Source organism: Gordonia sp. G4 (assembly GCF_057770005.1).
Genome location: NZ_CM173442.1, coordinates 1945989 through 1959723, shown reverse-complemented (window position 1 = coordinate 1959723; position 13735 = coordinate 1945989). Strand labels below are relative to the sequence as shown.

Below are 13735 nucleotides of genomic sequence, written 5' to 3'. Positions count from 1 at the left end.
CGTGACCGGTATGGGAACGTGTCAGGGTGACTGCCGCGCCGTCGTCCCCCGCTCTCACCCTCCCCCGACCGGTATGCGTGCTGGGCCTGGGCCTCATCGGCGGCTCGCTCGTGCGGGCCCTGCACGACGCCGGACACGAGGCGTTCGGCTACAACCGGTCGACGGCGACCGTCGATGCCGCCACGCGCGACGGATACGACGCGTCCTCGGATCTCGTTGCGACACTTGGCCGCGCGGCGTCGTCGGACGCACTGGTCGTGCTGGCGACACCCGTGACGACGATCGAGCCGCTGGTGAGCGCCATCGCCGAGCACGCCCCCGACGCCCTTGTCACCGACGTCATCAGCGTCAAGCAGGAAGTCGCGCGCGTCCTCGCCCACCTGCATCCCGGTGGGCGGTATGTGGGCGGTCATCCGATGGCGGGGACCAGCTCGTCGGGCTGGGCAGCAACCGACGCGGCCCTCTTCGACGGAGCCATGTGGGCCGTCACCACAACAGACGACACCCCGTCCGACGACTGGCTCACGGTGGCCGCGCTCGCCGTGGCCGTCGGCTCACGGGTGGTGCCGGTCGCCCCCGATGCGCATGATCGGGCGGTCGCCGCGATCTCCCATCTACCGCACCTGACCGCCGCGGCAACGGCCGCCGTCGGGGCCGGTGAGAGCGACCTCGCGCTGCGCCTGGCGGCCGGTAGCTTCCGCGACGGCACCCGGGTCGCCGGCACGGCACCCGCCCTGCAGCGAGCGATGATCGAGGCCAACGGCATCGCCGTGCTCAACGTCCTCAGCGAGACCATCGACCGCCTCATCGCCGTGCGCGACGAACTGCGCGACCACGGAACCGTCGAAGTGCTCGTCGACGACGGACACCGCGCCCGGGCTGCGTACGAGCAGCTGCACTCCGGGACCGCGGAGGTCATCTCCGGGGTGACCGTCGGCGACGACGGCTGGCAGCAGGAACTCCGCCGTCAGGCCCACCAGGGCCGGGTGTGGGTGGGCTGAACCCGGGCAGGGCTCAGACGCGCCGCGCGAGACCCGGATAGTCGACGACGAAGTTGTTCTCGTCGACCGTGATCGTCGTCGTCGCGAGCGGCGACACCACGCGGAAGCCGTCTTTGCCCGGGGTGTACGACATCGTCGCCGGCTTCACGTCGCCGCTGGGCAGATACATGTAGGCGACCGGGACCTCGACCGTTGTGGGCGTCGACGCCGACAGGCCGCGGCGTCGGATCGGCAGAGAGTTGAACATGGGCGACAACGCGAGGTCCACGTCTTCGGCGCCGTCGAAATCAGAACGGGTGGTCTCGCCGTCGGGGCGTCGGATCAGCCACGTGCCCTCGTCGTCGCGGGTGATGCCGAACTGCGTCTCCCCGTCCGCGCGCACCAGGTGCACGGTCAGCCGCTTGACCACACCGGCGTCGGTGGTCTGCAGCTCATAGGACGCGGAGAACGCCTCGTGGTCGGCGGTCGCCGCGGCGATGATCCGTCCGTATGCCTTGAGGCGCGCGCCGGACACGACCAGGCGGACCTGTTCGAGTCGATCGGTGTCTTCGCCTCGCCACGTGAGCATCGTCTTGAACTCGTCGTTGGGGGCGGAAGACTGACCACTGTCTGGGGCTGTCTGCGGGGAACTCACGTGACCAAGGTAGCGAGCCACGGCCCCGATCACACATCGGACGAGCAGGTCACCCCACCGACACGCGGGATTCGCGATGACGGGAACGTGACGGCTCAGGCGATGCAGGACGCGGTGCGACGCGTGGACGACGGCGTCACCGTGTCCTCCACCACCACCTCGCCGTCGACGGTGATCGAGCAGGTCACCGCACTACCCGTCCCCGCGATCACCAGCAGACGCAGCGGATTGATCCCACCGGTGAACTGGACGGTCCACGGATTCGTCGGGGCGAACTCGGAGCGCAACCCGGCATCGTCGACGTACAGGATGGTGGCCTGCCCGTCGATGGTCGCCTCGTAGGTCACCGGTTTGTTCTGCGGGTCGATCCGCTCACCGGGTTGCCCCGGGAGCTGTTGTCCCGGCTCGGGCGGGGTGAGGCTGGGCGGTTCGAAGGTACGCGGGATCGGCATCGTGTCGGTGGTGAGCGGCGAATCCGCGAGGGGTTCTTCGGCCCCCTGACGGAGTCCGAGGAATCCGACGAAGGCCACCACGAGCAGCACCACCATCCCCGAGGTCAGGACCAGAGTCGCGGTGGGTACTCCGAGAACGCGGGAACCCGCCCGGCCGTCCGCGTCGTCGGCCTCCCGCTCGGCGGTCGCAATCCGCTCGCCCTCGGCACGCTCGGCGCGCTCGGCCCTGGTCAGCTCGGTGTTCGTCGGCTGGCCGGGACGGAACAGCGGGGTGCCGTCGGAGGCGTACCCGAGCGGCGGATAGAGCTGCGGTGCGACGGGCTGTCCGTACAGATCACGTGGGGACCCGCCGGTCTGACCGCCGGCATCGTCGCGGTGCCGCGGATCGCGGGCGCCGGGGTCACGGCCCCCGTACGGCTGTCCCATCGTCGGCCTCCGGTCGAGATCGTGAGCGTCGTCGTCGACGACGCGTCGAGGCACCGGCTGCAACCGGGCGGACCGGCGCGACGCCGCGTGTCATTCCATCTCCGACCTTACGACGCGGGTTCGGATGCTCATCTCGGCGATCGGAAAGCCGCAGGCCACGGCGACGCCACGCTGACAAAGGACCAGTTGGTCGAATGAGTCCCGGAACGGGAGAGATGACCGGGAATGGAGAACCGTGGCCGCGCTGCCGCCCCACCCCCAGATCTTCGGGGGCGGCAGCCCCCTGACAGGCCCCACCGATAGGAGTTCACCGTAGTGAACTGACAGTACTTTCACATACAGCACACCAGGCTGCAACAGGTGATGGGCTGATCGGGTCAAGTGGGACTGGAGTCCGTTTCACCCGGGCGGGCGGCGATCTCTTTTCCCCTTTCACCATAAGCCCTGGACAGGGGCTTGCCGCAAGGCCCCCCTCGCGGTGCAGAATCGCTCTCTCACCTGCCGAGACAACCCCGCCGCCTGCCGATTCGGAGTCCTATCTGTGCCCTCAGTACCCGAAGCCCCTGCCGACGTGAGTTCGACGACCACCGTTGTGTTCGCCCTCCCCGACCAACTGTCCCCGAAGAACGATCCCGCCCTCATCGCCGACGACACCCGACATCTCACCTCGATCACCACGAGTCTGCGGCGCACTCTGACGGACGCCGAGGAACGCCTGCAGGGACTGCTGCGCGAAGCCGGCGGCAAGGGGCGGCGGGCCGTCGACCGCGACATGGAGATCCATCAGCTCGGCTCTCGCATACGACCCCTACGGCGCTTCGGCCTCGACCTGTGCCTGGGACGGCTGGTCCGCGACGACGGGGACATCCTGTACGTCGGGCGGCTCGGACTGACGGACTCTGCCGGCGAGACCCTGCTCGTCGACTGGCGCACCCCGCTGGCCGCGCCGTTCTTCGCCGCCACCCGTCGAGACCCGATGGGACTGGTGAGCCGACGCCGCTACCGCTGGACGCACGGCCGGATCACCGACTACTGGGACGAGGTCTTCGTCGACGACCCCGCGGTGCTCGCCTCGCACGCCGCGCTCGACGAGCAGTCGGCCTTCCTCGCCGACCTCGGCGCCAGTCGTTCCCCGCGGATGCGAGATGTCCTCGGCACCATCGCCACCGATCAGGACGCGATCATCCGAGCCGGCTCGCACGGCGCCCTCGTCGTCGACGGTGGTCCCGGGACCGGCAAGACCGTCGTCGCGCTGCATCGTGCCGCCTACCTCGTCTACGCCGATCCGCGCCTTGCGGGCAATCGCGGCGGGCTGCTCGTCGTCGGACCCCACCGGCCCTACCTCTCCTATGTCGCCGATGTGCTGCCGAGTCTCGGCGAGGAGAGTGTCCAGACATGCACTCTCACCGATTTCGTCGTCGAAGGTGGTTCGGCGACAACCGAAACCGACGTCGACGTGGCGCGATTGAAGTCATCGGTTCGGATGGTCGAGGCGGTCGAACCGGCGGTGAGATTCTACGAGCAACCGCCCACGACGCCCTTGGTGGTCGAGACTCCGTGGGCGGAGACGACTCTGACACCGACCGATTGGGCGGACGCCTTCGACGTGCCGGAACACGGTACAGCGCACAACGATGCCCGCGACGAGGTGTGGGAGGAACTGGTGTCCATCATCGCCTCGCGACACGACGACGACGTGCCCCACCACGCGCTGCGTCGTGCGTTGGCGGCGAACGCCGAACTCGTGACGGCATTCTCGCGCGCGTGGCCGGTGCTCGACGCCGCCGAGATCGTCGGTGACCTGTGGTCGGTGCCGGCCTTCCTCCGCATGTGCGCGCCGTGGCTGTCCCCCGCCGAGGTACGCGTGCTCCAGCGCGCCACCCCGCACGCCTGGACCGATGCAGACCTGCCGGTCCTCGACCGCGCACATCGGCGGATCGGGGATCCGGCGGCGGCGGCCCGACGTCGCAGGCAGCGCACGGCCATGACGGCCGAGCGCGAGAAGATCGACCAGGTGGTCGACGACCTGATCGCCGCGGAGGTCCACGACGACGGCGAGGGACTGATGGCGATGCTGCGGCACGAGAACCTGCGTGACAACCTCGGGGACGAGATCGTCGGTGAGACCGCCGGGCCGCTGGCCGGGCCGTTCGCGCACATCGTCGTCGACGAGGCCCAGGAACTGACCGACGCCCAGTGGCAGATGCTGATCGATCGCTGTCCGTCGAAGAGTTTCACCGTCGTCGGAGACCGCGCGCAGGCCCGGCGCGGGTTCACCGAATCGTGGGAAGAGCGGCTTCGTCGCGTCGGGTTGGGTGACGTCACCGAGGCGGGACTCACGATCAACTACCGGACCCCGGAGGAGATCATGGATGCGGCCGCACCCGTCATCCGCGCGGCGCTTCCCGATGCGAATGTCCCGACTTCGGTTCGGCGGTCGGGCATTCCGGTGACCTTCGGCGTTCGCGCCGACCTCGACACGGTGATCGCCGATTGGACGTCGGCACATCGGGACGGGATCGCATGCGTGATCGGCGAACGGGACTTCGCGGGGACCGAGCGCGTGCGGTCGCTGACCCCCACGCTCGCCAAGGGACTCGAATTCGATCTCGTGGTGCTCGTCGATCCGGACTCGTTCGGCCCCGGGACCGAAGGTGCCGTCGACCGCTACGTGTCGATGACACGGGCGACACAGCAGCTGGTCATCCTCCGCGCGTAGTCGCCCCCGCACCGATTGGGGTAGTGCCGTACTCGTGTCGACGCCACGGACGCCGGCGAGGATGGATGGCATCACGGCAGATCATCGGAACCGACGGGGCCACTCCGATCGCCGCCCGATGGTCGTCGTGACCCAGAACGTGTGCACCGGCACCTCGTCCACCCACCCAGGGTTCCGGCGTGCACAGAAGAGGCCCGCCACCGGGATCGGTGACGGGCCTCTGTGGTGCGCCCGTAGGGATTCGAACCCCAAACCTTCTGATCCGTAGTCAGATGCTCTATCCGTTGAGCTACGGGCGCGTGATATTCAGTTGTCGTGCTCTTCAGTTGTACCGCGGTCGGCCGACTGCGGTTGGCGGAGGCGAGAGGATTTGAACCTCCGGTCCCGTTTTAGCGAGACAACTCATTAGCAGTGAGTCCCATTCGGCCGCTCTGGCACGCCTCCTCGGCGGAGTCCTTTCGAACTGCCGAGTCGAAAGGTTACACACCCTTCGCGGCCACAAGCAAACCGGTTGGTCAGAGCCGGTTTCCGCCCCTACGCGACCGCGGCCTACATTGGTCGGGTGAGCCTGCGAATCCGCCCCGATCTGGACGACCTTCCCGTGTACGTGCCGGGCAAGACGTTTCCCGGAGCGGTGAAGCTCGCGAGCAACGAGGTCACCGAGGGTCCGCTGCCGAGCGTCATCGACGCCATCGCCGCCGCCGCTGCAGCCGTGAACCGCTACCCCGACAACGGGATGGTCGAGCTGACCGCGGCGCTGGCCAAGAGCCTCGGCGTCACCGAAGACGAGATCCAGGTCGGGTGCGGGTCGGTCATCCTCTGCCAGAACCTCATCCTCGTCACCAGCGGACCGGGCGACGAGGTGGTCTTCGGGTGGCGGTCCTTCGAGACCTACCCCCTCGCGACCCGCGTCGCGGGCGCGACACCGGTCCAGGTCCCGCTCACCGGCGAGCTGACCTACGATCTGCGCGCGATGGCCGACGCGGTCACCGACCGTACGCGGCTGATCTTCGTGTGCAACCCGAACAACCCGACCGGGACCGTGGTCGAGGCGGCCGACCTCCGTGACTTCCTGCAGCGCGTGCCGTCGGATGTCGTCGTCGCACTCGACGAGGCGTACTTCGAGTACCTGCGCCTGCCGTCGAACCAGGCGTACGACGCGCTCGAACTCCGGCGCGAGTTCCCCAACCTGGTGGTGCTGCGCACCTTCTCCAAGGCGTACGGACTGGCCGGCCTGCGCGTGGGCTATGCGATCGCCGACCCGGAGGTCATCACGGCTCTGGGAAAGGTCCACGTCCCGTTCTCGGTCAGCAGCGTCGCGCAGGCCGCGGCACTGGCCAGCCTCGATGCCGGCGACCAGCTACTGGTCCGCACGGACGCGGTCGTCGCCGAACGCGCCCGCGTCACCACCCGACTGCGCGAGGCCGGATACCGGGTGCCCGACTCGCAGGCCAACTTCGTGTGGCTCGACCTGGGCGCGGCGTCGTCGGAGTTCGCACGCGCCTGCGTCGACGCCGGGGTGGTGGTCCGCCCCTTCGCCGGTGACGGCGTGCGGGTGACCGTCACCAACGCCGACGAGGTCGATGTGTTCCTGCGGTTCGCCGAGAGCTGGGACGGGCCCCGGAGCTGACCCTCGGGGTCGGCCCGCGGCCGCGGCCGAACTAGAGCCCGCGACCGATGGTCGGCCAGAGGACCGCGAGGTCGCGCTCCCAGTACGCCCAGGTGTGGGTTCCGATGAGGCGGAATCCGTCGGTGTAGGGCACCCCCGCGGCGCGCAGCGTGATGGCGAACTCGAGCGAGCACCGGTAGGCGCCCAGTTCGAGCGCCGACGACGACGCGGTCACGACCTCGCGCGGACCTTCGTCCGGCTCGATCTGCCGCTGCAGGTCGAGAGGTCCGATGGCACCCGACCCGGCCGAGATGAAGATGTTCTTGCCCCGCAGCCGGTCCAGATGGAGGCTCGGATCGTGCGCGCGCCAGCCCGCCGAACCGAACGGGCCCCACATGTTGGTGGCGTCACCGCCGTCACGGCCGACGGTGGTCCGGACATACGCCTCGTTGACCGGTCCGGACACCGGCGGGCAGCCGCTGAGCGAGGCGACCCCGGTGTACATCTCGGGATGGCGGATGGCCAGCGAGAAGGCGGCCTGCCCGCCCATCGACAAGCCGATGACCGCATTGCGTCCGTTGCCGTCGAATCTGTCGTCGATCAGCGGGGGCAGCTCTTTGGTGAGGAAGGTCTCCCACATCGGCTTGCCGAGCGCCGCGTCTTTCTTCTGCCAGTCGGTGTAGAACGTGCCCTTGCCGCCGGTGGGGAGCACGACGTTGACGTTCTTGTCGGCGAAGAAGCGACCGGCCCGGCCCTTGGTGATCCAGTCGCTGACCTCGCCCTCGGCACCCGCGCCGTCGAGCATGTAGACCGTCGAGCGCGGCGTCGAGCCGCCGACCGGGGTGAGCACCGACAGCTTGATCCGCTCGTTCATCGCCGGCGAGAACACCCAGATGTCGGTACGCAGTGCACTCAGCTTCTCGGACTTGGCGATCCGCGCGACCTGTCTGGGAGCAGCGTCGGCGATGGCCGGGGTCGACAGAATCCCCACCATCAGGCACACCAGGCCCGCGATCAACCGCCTCGACATCTCGCCAACTCCCTCGCCGACAGTCCCCCCGAGCGCACCCGGACCCGTCGTGTCACCACGTGCGCGTCCGCGCCGGTCGGAATCCGAGCGGCGCGGACATCTAGACTCACAGACTACCCGGCGTACAGCGGAGTGGAAGGTCGTGACCACGGCATCTCACGGACACCGGGACCGCCGAGGAAAGTCGACGATGCCCAGTTCACGTTCTGTTCACCATCAACTCCCCGGACCGGACGAGACAGCGCCGGCCGAGGGACTCGGCCCGAAGGACTTCGCCTTCGTCGCCGAAGTCGGGGTGCGGTGGTCGGACATGGACGCCTTCGGCCACATCAACCACGCACGGATGGTCACGCTGATGGAAGAGGCGCGCATCGCGTGGCTGTTGAGCGCCGGCGAGGACTACGCCCCCCTGATCACGAGCGCGATGATCGTGCACGTCGACATCCGGTATCAGGCCCAGCTGCGCCACGACGATTCTCCGTTGCGAATCGGGATGTGGATCAAAGGTTTTCGCTCCGTGGACTTCACCATCGGATACGAGATCCGCGGCGCCGGAGCCGAACCCGCCGGCCGGCCGGCGTGCGTGGCGAGCACCCAGATGGCCGTCGTCGACATCGAGAAGCACACCTTGCGGCGGCTGACGCCCTCCGAGAAGAGCTACCTCAGCGCCGCCTCACGACGGCTCGTAGCGGGCGGGTAGCTCCCGCGGCACCGCCGGCGAGATTCGGGCAATGTTGCCCTGCAACACATCTCGATAGATCCGCAACTGCTCCTCGCCGCTGCGGACCTGCTCGGTGAGACGTTTGGCGTTGTCGACGGAGATCTCCCGGTCTCCCGACCTCGCGATCAGCGCGTCGATGCGATCGTCCAGGGTGGCCGCCTTGTTGTACTCGGCGAGAACCTGGAGTTCGACGGCCGCGGACTCGACGACGTGCGCCACCTCGCCGAGCGCCTGGACGCGGTCGATGAGCTCGGTCCACACCGGCCGCAGCGTCGTCTCCCGCTGATCGATCTGCGCGGCGAAGGTGCGGTCGAAGCCGCCGTTTCGCTTGGCCCGGTCGAGATCGATGCGCACGGCTCGCAGCGCGATGACGTCGGCGGCGATCTCGGCGACCTCGGCGTGCAGGTTCACCTGGGTGCGCTGGACCTCGAAATGATCGGAGCGCCACGCGGGGTTGCCGAGGATGCGGTCGTAGTAATGACCGGTGATGAACAACAGCGTCTCGTAGCCGTCGACGAAGGCCGCGGCGCGCGGCGCTCCGGCCGGGGAGGCACCGCCCGGCGCCTCGCGCACGCCGGACAGGAACTGGTCAGCCCACTGCCCCGCCTGCGAGTTGCCCGACTTCGCGGCCACCTGGCCGACCACACCGGCGATCCGGTCGAAGGCGGCGGTTCCGGCGCGACGGACGTAGCTCGACGTGTTGACGTTGGGGGTCGGGGTGCACAGCAGACCGGCGAACAGGCGGTCTCGTTCCTCGATCTCGAGATAGACGTTCTCCCGACGCTCGCGCCGGATGGCCCTGGTTCCGGAGGCGAACACGCCCTTGGCGGCGACGATCTGTTTCCGGGCGTCCTCGCGGCGCCGCTGCAGGCCGTTGAGCCGGTTGCGCATCACGGCGCCGACCACGCCGGGCACGACCGGACTCGACAGCTGGTGTTCGATCTGGACGATCGCGCGCTGCAGGCGGCGGAGGTCGCCGAAACCCGCGGACATCGGCGGCATCGGCCGGCCGGTGGAGATCCGGCGCACCACGATCGCCCGACCACCCGGGGTGAGATATCCGGACGCGATGAGCAGCGCCGCGGTGTCCGACAGCTCACGACGTTCACCCGGCACCGCCGAACGATCGCACCACTCGCGGATCTGTTCGCTCGTGCGCGCGGGCATCAACCGATGTCCGCGGGGATTGCTGTCGACCATGTCGTCGCCGCCTTACCTGGAGAATCGGTGCCCGCGCCCGTCCACAGACACCGATTTCGATGCTACCCGCGGACGACGACCATCCGGTGTGGCCGACATCGCGACTGCCTGTCGCACCGCCGGAACACGCCCGGCGGTGTCACGATGGCCACATGACTGTGCCCTCTGACGCGTCGGAACCTCGCGGCGTCGAACGCATCCGCGGTCAGATCTGGCGGAACGGGGAGCCGGTGGACGGCTTCGACCTCGGGGAGATATCCACCTGTCTCGAGGATTCGGACAAGCTGATCTGGGCGGATATCGAATGTCCGACGCACGAGACGCTGTCCCGGCTCGCCGCCGAACTCGATCTCGATCCGTTCGCGATCGAGGACACCGTCGCGGCGGCCGAACGCGTGAAGACCGTCACCTACACCGGGCACACCTTCGTGATGGTCTACGCGGTCTCACTGCACGACGGCGACACACCGTCCGACGACCAGGACGACCAGGACGACCAGGACCGCGGTTCCACGGCGACCGAATTCCGCTCCTCCGCGAACGGTCGGGCGCGGATGTTCGACCTGCACCGCATCTCGGTCTTCGTCAAACACAACGCGCTCATCACCGTGCGACCGACCCCGGCACTCGACATCGATGAGGTCGTTCGCAGATGGTCGGACAGCGGGGCCATGCAGTACGGGATCGGCGCGCTCGTACACGGCTTGCTCGACGTCGTCGTCGACGGGCATTTCGACGCCGTGCAGCGCCTGGACGACGAGATCGAAGATCTCGAGGCCCTGCTCTTCGACGAGCGGATCCCCGGTCGCGAATTGCAGCGCCGAACCTACGACCTGCGCAAGGACCTCGTCGTCCTACGACGGGTCGTCCTGCCGATGCGTGAGGTGATCGCCGGTATCCAGCGACGGCGGTTCGACAACCAGGCGCCACCCGAGCTCGACCCGCATTTCTCCGATCTCTACGACCACGCACTGCGTGCGTCGGAGTGGACGGAGTCGTTGCGGGACATGATCACCACCGTCTTCGAGACCAACCTGACCCTCGCCGACGCCCGGTTGAACACGGTCATGAAGAAGCTGACCGCGTGGGCCGCGATCATCGCCGTGCCGACCGCCATCACCGGCTTCTACGGACAGAACGTGCCGTTCCCCGGTTTCGAGAAGGCGGCCGGCTTCATCACCAGCGTCACCCTGATCCTCATCCTGGTTGTGGGACTGTACGTTTCGTTCCGCCGGCGCGATTGGCTCTGACGACACGCGGGGCATCCGGAATATATTGCGCCGCAACGTGTTCGAGGCTACGGCGGCGATCCCCGGAAGGCACCTGCTGACATTGATAGCGTGAGTACGCACATCACCTACGGAAGGCACCGATGGAGTCACCCGCGATCACGATCGACGGTCTCACCAAGCGGTTCGGCAGCCTGACCGCGGTCGACGATCTGTCGTTCACCGTCGCCCCCGGCCGTGTCACCGGATTCCTCGGACCGAACGGCTCGGGCAAGACCACCACGCTGCGCATGCTCCTGGGACTGGTCGAGCCGACGGCAGGCCGCGCACTCATCGGCGACCGCCCGTTCCGGCAGATCCCCCAGCCGGCCCAGCACGTCGGCGCCGCCCTGGAGGCGTCGAGCTTCCATCCCGGACGCACCGGCCTCGGGCATCTGAAGGCACTCGCCCCGCAGGTCGGGGTCCCGACGTCGCGGTGCCGGGAGGTGCTCGACTTCGTCGGACTGTCCCAGGCCGCGGACCGCCGGGTGGGCGGCTACTCGATGGGTATGCGACAGCGGCTCGGTCTGGCCACCGCACTGCTCGGCGACCCGCAGATCATCCTGCTCGACGAACCGGCCAATGGCCTCGACCCGCAGGGCATCGTGTGGCTACGCGGCCTGCTCCGTTCCCTCGCCCACGAGGGACGGACGGTGCTTGTCTCCAGCCATGTCCTCGCCGAGGTGCGGAGCACCGTCGACGACGTCGTGGTGATCGGCAACGGCAAACTGGTTCGGGCGTCGACGCTGTCCGACTTCGAGGCCCTGGCCGAACACGCGGTCGTGGTGCGAACCCCGTCACGTGCGTCGTTCGTCGCGCTCGCGGGCGAACGCGGGTGGCACCTAGAGGACACACACGATGGTTTCCGGATTCCCGGGGTGAGCGCTGCCACGGTCGGCAGCGCGGCCTTCGGCGCGGGCATCGAACTCCACCAGCTCGCCGATGTCGGCGCCGATCTCGAGGCGGTCTTCCTGCACCTCACGAAGTCGTCGGACGCACCCACCAGTCATTTCCCGAGCGGTCCACCCGGTCCCCCGACCGCCGGCCCGACTTCGCCGGAGGTGATCCGATGAGGGCCGCGCTGATCGCCGAGTACCGCAAGTTCACCTCCACCAGGATGTGGTGGGTACTGCTCATCGCCATGGTCGTCTACCTGGGTTTCATCGGTGCGGCACTGGCCTTCTCGATGACCACCGAGAACGCCGTGCAACAACCGACGACTCTGGTCGGCGCCGACCTGGCACGCTCGATCTACGCGCTCACGAGTCCGATCGGCTACGTGTTTGCGCTGGTGATCGGCAGCCTCGCCGTGACCGGGGAATTCCGGCACAAGACCATCACCGCGAGCCTGCTCGTCGAACCACGACGCGGAATCCTGTTGGTGGCCAAGCTGATCGCCGGAATTCCGATGGGCCTGCTCTACGGCGTCCTCGGCACGCTGGCGGTCGTCGCGACTGCCGCGCCGATCCTCGCGACGGTCGGGGACGGCGCATTCCTCGACGACAGCTCCACCCTCGAGGTGATCGGCCTGTCGATGCTGGTGATGGTGCTGTGGACAGCGATGGGCGTGGCGTTCGGCGCGGTGGTGTCCAATCAGGTCGCCGCCATCGTCATCCTGCTGGCTTTCACCCAACTCGTCGAACCCATCGCACGCATCGCCCTGGCGACGTTCGACGCCACCTCGTCGGTGTCGAAGTTCCTGCCCGGGTCCGCGGCCGACGCCCTCGTCGGATCGAGCTTCTTCGCGACGATGGGCGGCGGCAGCGACGACCTGCTCCCGCAATGGGCCGGCGCGCTGGTCATGCTCGCCTACATCGCGGCGTTCGCGGTGATCGGTCGCTACACGACATTCCGCCGGGACATCGCCTGAGCCGGGTCAGCGCTCTCACGCCGGCCGCGGAACCGCCGACGAGATGCTCTGCCCGATCCACGACGGCACGTCGCGGGCCACATCCGCCGGGCCGTGGATCTCGACCCGGTCGGCGGCAAGCGCGAGCCGCCAGTCGATGTCACCGCGCCAGATCTCGGTGAGAGTGCGCAGATCGGTCGCCACGGTGGCATCGAGTTCATAACCGGGGTCGAAGTCGCACACCTGCGCCTCACCACCGGCGACGACCAGCCACCAGGTACCCGCCTTGCCGATGACATCACGAAAGACGAACTGCACCATGGTGCGTCGGCGCGGCCACCGATCGATCGGGACGGTGCGGTGCATGTCCCACATGAGTAGATGCGGGTCGAGGTCGGCATCGCCGAGTTCACCGATCCAGCGGACACCCCACACGCTCAACGCCTCCACGACGGTCGTGAGCTCCTCCCCCATCGGCGTCAGTGTGTACACCGAACGACCGTCGACTTCACTGCGGTTGATCACCCCGGCGCGTTCCAGCGTGCGCAACCTCTTGGTGAGCAGCGCCGGTGACATCTTCGGCACACCGCGCCGCAACTCGTTGAAATGTCTACTGCCCAAGAGGAGTTCGCGGACGATGAGGATCGTCCACCGCTCGTCGAGCAACTCCATCGCCTTGGCCACCGGGCAGAACTGTCCATACGATGTCATCGCAGCCTCCCCACTGCTGGTCGAGCCGGCCCCGAGCGAAGCGAGGCGCCGTCTCAATGCTGGTTGAGCCGGCCCCGAGCGAAGCGAGGCGCGGTGTCGAAACCTCCTCGATCCA

Annotated in this window: 12 protein-coding genes and 2 tRNA genes; 7 read left to right on the top strand and 7 right to left on the bottom strand. The window is 68.2% G+C overall.

What is annotated here, in order from left to right; translation table 11 throughout:
* The first annotated feature begins 26 nt into the window (after nucleotides 1–26).
* Nucleotides 27–1001 carry a prephenate dehydrogenase gene (locus AC3B5T_RS08605; RefSeq protein ID WP_488358522.1) on the top strand — a complete coding sequence of 325 codons (975 nt, stop codon included), beginning with the start codon at nucleotides 27–29 and terminating at the stop codon, nucleotides 999–1001.
* A 13-nt stretch (nucleotides 1002–1014) separates the two neighbouring features.
* On the opposite strand, the gene AC3B5T_RS08600 is transcribed toward AC3B5T_RS08605, so the two are convergent.
* The gene (locus tag AC3B5T_RS08600; protein ID WP_010843241.1) at nucleotides 1015–1569 is read right to left on the bottom strand and encodes a putative glycolipid-binding domain-containing protein; all 555 of its coding nucleotides are present in this window, start codon (nucleotides 1567–1569) and stop codon (nucleotides 1015–1017) included.
* Nucleotides 1570–1730: 161 nt separating this feature from the next.
* Nucleotides 1731–2513, bottom strand: a complete 783-nt coding sequence (locus AC3B5T_RS08595; RefSeq protein ID WP_488358521.1) for a hypothetical protein — start codon at nucleotides 2511–2513, stop codon at nucleotides 1731–1733.
* Nucleotides 2514–3084: 571 nt separating this feature from the next.
* On the opposite strand from AC3B5T_RS08595, the gene helR reads away from it, so the two are divergent.
* Complete coding sequence (helR, locus tag AC3B5T_RS08590; protein ID WP_488358520.1) at nucleotides 3085–5232, top strand: RNA polymerase recycling motor ATPase HelR; 2148 nt, start codon at nucleotides 3085–3087, stop codon at nucleotides 5230–5232.
* A gap of 223 nt (nucleotides 5233–5455) precedes the next feature.
* On the opposite strand, the gene AC3B5T_RS08585 is transcribed toward helR, so the two are convergent.
* Both AC3B5T_RS08585 and AC3B5T_RS08580 read right to left on the bottom strand, forming a co-directional pair.
* Nucleotides 5456–5531, bottom strand: a tRNA-Arg gene (locus AC3B5T_RS08585).
* A gap of 53 nt (nucleotides 5532–5584) precedes the next feature.
* A tRNA-Ser gene (locus tag AC3B5T_RS08580) sits at nucleotides 5585–5676 on the bottom strand.
* 118 nt (nucleotides 5677–5794) lie between these two features.
* Between AC3B5T_RS08580 and hisC the strand changes: the two genes are divergently transcribed.
* Nucleotides 5795–6862, top strand: a complete 1068-nt coding sequence (hisC, locus tag AC3B5T_RS08575) for a histidinol-phosphate transaminase (protein WP_488358519.1) — start codon at nucleotides 5795–5797, stop codon at nucleotides 6860–6862.
* Between the two features lie 31 nt (nucleotides 6863–6893).
* Here the strand turns inward: hisC and AC3B5T_RS08570 are convergent, their stop codons facing one another.
* On the bottom strand, nucleotides 6894–7871 hold the full coding sequence (locus AC3B5T_RS08570) for an alpha/beta hydrolase (protein ID WP_488358518.1): 978 nt from the start codon (nucleotides 7869–7871) through the stop codon (nucleotides 6894–6896).
* 190 nt (nucleotides 7872–8061) lie between these two features.
* Here AC3B5T_RS08570 and AC3B5T_RS08565 point away from each other — a divergent pair, with 190 nt between their 5' ends.
* The gene (locus AC3B5T_RS08565; protein ID WP_014925037.1) at nucleotides 8062–8571 is read left to right on the top strand and encodes an acyl-CoA thioesterase; all 510 of its coding nucleotides are present in this window, start codon (nucleotides 8062–8064) and stop codon (nucleotides 8569–8571) included.
* On the opposite strand, the gene AC3B5T_RS08560 is transcribed toward AC3B5T_RS08565, so the two are convergent.
* Complete coding sequence (locus AC3B5T_RS08560; RefSeq protein ID WP_488358517.1) at nucleotides 8545–9792, bottom strand: hypothetical protein; 1248 nt, start codon at nucleotides 9790–9792, stop codon at nucleotides 8545–8547. The genes AC3B5T_RS08565 and AC3B5T_RS08560 overlap by 27 nt on opposite strands.
* A gap of 152 nt (nucleotides 9793–9944) precedes the next feature.
* Between AC3B5T_RS08560 and AC3B5T_RS08555 the strand changes: the two genes are divergently transcribed.
* The 3 genes from AC3B5T_RS08555 to AC3B5T_RS08545 all read left to right on the top strand — a co-directional run bounded on the left by AC3B5T_RS08555 (nucleotide 9945) and on the right by AC3B5T_RS08545 (nucleotide 12930).
* The gene (locus tag AC3B5T_RS08555; RefSeq protein ID WP_488358516.1) at nucleotides 9945–11042 is read left to right on the top strand and encodes a magnesium transporter CorA family protein; all 1098 of its coding nucleotides are present in this window, start codon (nucleotides 9945–9947) and stop codon (nucleotides 11040–11042) included.
* A gap of 122 nt (nucleotides 11043–11164) precedes the next feature.
* Nucleotides 11165–12133: an ABC transporter ATP-binding protein gene (locus tag AC3B5T_RS08550; RefSeq protein WP_055476095.1), complete on the top strand. Its 969-nt coding sequence runs from the start codon at nucleotides 11165–11167 to the stop codon at nucleotides 12131–12133.
* Nucleotides 12130–12930 carry an ABC transporter permease subunit gene (locus AC3B5T_RS08545; protein WP_055476096.1) on the top strand — a complete coding sequence of 267 codons (801 nt, stop codon included), beginning with the start codon at nucleotides 12130–12132 and terminating at the stop codon, nucleotides 12928–12930. The genes AC3B5T_RS08550 and AC3B5T_RS08545 overlap by 4 nt, the downstream gene beginning before the upstream one ends.
* 15 nt (nucleotides 12931–12945) lie before the next feature.
* Here the strand turns inward: AC3B5T_RS08545 and AC3B5T_RS08540 are convergent, their stop codons facing one another.
* Nucleotides 12946–13620: a winged helix-turn-helix transcriptional regulator gene (locus AC3B5T_RS08540; RefSeq protein WP_055476097.1), complete on the bottom strand. Its 675-nt coding sequence runs from the start codon at nucleotides 13618–13620 to the stop codon at nucleotides 12946–12948.
* Nucleotides 13621–13735 lie beyond the last annotated feature (115 nt).

Excerpts from the sequence above, each read along its gene's own strand:
- AC3B5T_RS08600 (WP_010843241.1), bottom strand. The coding sequence starts at position 1,569 with ATGCTCACGTGGCGAGGCGAAGACACCGATCGACTCGAACAGGTCCGC.
- AC3B5T_RS08560 (WP_488358517.1), bottom strand. The coding sequence starts at position 9,792 with ATGGTCGACAGCAATCCCCGCGGACATCGGTTGATGCCCGCGCGCACG.
- AC3B5T_RS08565 (WP_014925037.1), top strand. The coding sequence starts at position 8,062 with ATGCCCAGTTCACGTTCTGTTCACCATCAACTCCCCGGACCGGACGAG.
- AC3B5T_RS08540 (WP_055476097.1), bottom strand. The coding sequence starts at position 13,620 with ATGACATCGTATGGACAGTTCTGCCCGGTGGCCAAGGCGATGGAGTTG.
- AC3B5T_RS08570 (WP_488358518.1), bottom strand. The coding sequence starts at position 7,871 with ATGTCGAGGCGGTTGATCGCGGGCCTGGTGTGCCTGATGGTGGGGATT.
- AC3B5T_RS08595 (WP_488358521.1), bottom strand. The coding sequence starts at position 2,513 with ATGGGACAGCCGTACGGGGGCCGTGACCCCGGCGCCCGCGATCCGCGG.
- AC3B5T_RS08555 (WP_488358516.1), top strand. The coding sequence starts at position 9,945 with ATGACTGTGCCCTCTGACGCGTCGGAACCTCGCGGCGTCGAACGCATC.
- AC3B5T_RS08545 (WP_055476096.1), top strand. The coding sequence starts at position 12,130 with ATGAGGGCCGCGCTGATCGCCGAGTACCGCAAGTTCACCTCCACCAGG.
- AC3B5T_RS08550 (WP_055476095.1), top strand. The coding sequence starts at position 11,165 with ATGGAGTCACCCGCGATCACGATCGACGGTCTCACCAAGCGGTTCGGC.